At 66.1% G+C, this 1969-nt stretch carries 2 protein-coding genes; one reads left to right on the forward strand and one right to left on the reverse strand.

Features of this window, described 5'->3' with window-relative positions; genetic code table 11:
• Nucleotides 1-863 (reverse strand): DUF1631 family protein (locus tag G1E_RS30030; protein WP_047150283.1); only part of this gene is annotated, 863 nt, incomplete at its 3' end.
• Nucleotides 864-1084: 221 nt separating this feature from the next.
• Between G1E_RS30030 and nadC the strand changes: the two genes are divergently transcribed.
• A complete protein-coding gene (gene nadC, locus G1E_RS26720; protein ID WP_009682701.1) occupies nucleotides 1085-1933 on the forward strand; it encodes a carboxylating nicotinate-nucleotide diphosphorylase in 849 nt (282 codons plus the stop codon).
• Nucleotides 1934-1969 lie beyond the last annotated feature (36 nt).

Genomic DNA, 1969 nt, shown 5'->3' on the forward strand with positions numbered 1-1969 from the left:
GCGGTGCTGATCGGCTGGGCGGCAGCCACCCCCTGCAAACGTGGGGCAAATTGCCCCCGCACCGGCGCCAGCAGGGTTTGCAACGAGGCAAAAAACGCCTGCCCGGCTGCGTCCGCGCCCACATCCTGGCCTGGCATGGGCGGGCAACGTCGCGCGCCCAGGCGCCGCTCCTCGGCAGGCCGGCGCGGTACCGGTTGCATTTCGGGCAGCACGCCGGCGGCAGCCAGCAGCTGGTTGGCCTCGCCGTAGATCACATCGGCGTCACTGAGCACATAGCGCTCGAACAGCGTGAGCAACACCAGCTTCACCCGCAGGCAAACCCCCAGGTTACGCCCGGCATCGAGGAAGTAACCACATAATGCGGCGGGCCCTAGCGGGTTGTCGCCCTCGTACACGGGGCGGTCGAGCAGCACCTGCAAGCGCAGCCCGAGCTGTTGCAAGGCCGGGCGATGACGTGCCAGCACGCGCCCTACCATGCCTTCGACAGCAGCGCCCCGCTCGGCCTGCGCTTTGCCGCACGTGTTCCCCGGCTGGGCCAGGTGCAGCAACAGGTCCGCCTGGCCGATGCGGGCGAAAGTCGCATGGAAGATGTCGAGAAAGCCACGCTCAATGCTTTTGCGCTTCAGGCGCAGGTCGCGCATGGCCTCGAAGTACAAGTTCTGGTCGGCGTGCTCGAAGGCTTTGTCAGCCATCTCGAACAGGGTGTCGTCAGCGTTGTCGAACAGCGCCTGCAAGCCCAGGCGCAACTGCAGGGCGGCCTTGTCGCGGACTTGCAGCAGCAACACCGGAAGGCAAGGCAGAGGCGCACGCCGGCCTCGGTCGATGGCGGCCGCCAGGGGCACCACCTTGCCTTCTTCATGCATCCTGGACTCCTTGCAGGGTGTGTGGCCCGCCGCAGCAGGTATCGTCAAAGCTATGACGCCAAATACTGGTCGCCATTATCGGCAAAAACCCGCAGCGCTGCCAGCACGGATTCACCCCAGGCAGGCGCCCGCCACGCGCCGACCGAAGGTCGGCGCCAAGGCGGCTGTACACACCAGCCCCCTGCCCTATAATCGCGGGCATCTTGCTTGTGGAGCCGACCATGCCGAACCTACGCCTTGCCGACCTGACCGCTGAAATCGAAGCCAACGTGCGCCGTGCGCTGTTGGAGGACATCGGCAGTGGCGATATCACCGCGCAGTTGATCCCGGCCGAGCGCCTGGCCAAGGCGACCATCATCACCCGCGAGGACTGTGTGATCGCCGGCACTGCCTGGGTCGATGCGGTCTTCCGCCAGCTCGACCCGCGGGTGGCGGTGCACTGGCAAGTCACTGACGGTGACCGTGCCAGCGCCAACCAGCCCCTGTTTCACCTCGAAGGCCCAGCCCGTTCGCTGCTCAGCGGTGAGCGCAGTGCCCTGAACTTCCTGCAACTGCTGTCGGGTGTCGCCACCCGTGCGCGCTTTCTTGCCAGCCTGGTAGAAGGCACCCAGGTGCGCCTGCTGGACACCCGCAAAACGCTGCCTGGCCTGCGCCTGGCGCAAAAGTACGCGGTGACCTGTGGCGGCTGCGACAACCACCGCATCGGCCTGTACGACGCTTTCCTGATCAAGGAGAACCACATCGCCGCCAGCGGTGGCGTGGCTCAGGCCGTGGCGGCTGCGCACCGCATTGCCCCGGGCAAACCGGTGGAAATAGAAGTGGAGAGCCTTGGCGAACTGCGCGAGGCGCTGGCGGCGGGGGCTGACATCATCATGCTCGACGAACTGAGCCTGGAAGAAATGCGTGAGGCTGTGCGCATCACGGCCGGCAAGGCCAAGCTGGAGGCCAGCGGCGGGGTTAACGAGAGCACCCTGCGGGTGATTGCCGAAACGGGCGTGGACTACATCTCGATCGGGGCGATGACCAAGGATGTGAAGGCGGTCGACCTGTCGATGCGGCTGAGCCTGTGAGCTGATCGCAGGCAAGCCAGCTCCCACAGGGATCGC

This window comes from Pseudomonas sp. TJI-51 (genome assembly GCF_000190455.2).
Classification (GTDB): Bacteria; Pseudomonadota; Gammaproteobacteria; order Pseudomonadales; family Pseudomonadaceae; genus Aquipseudomonas; species Aquipseudomonas juntendi.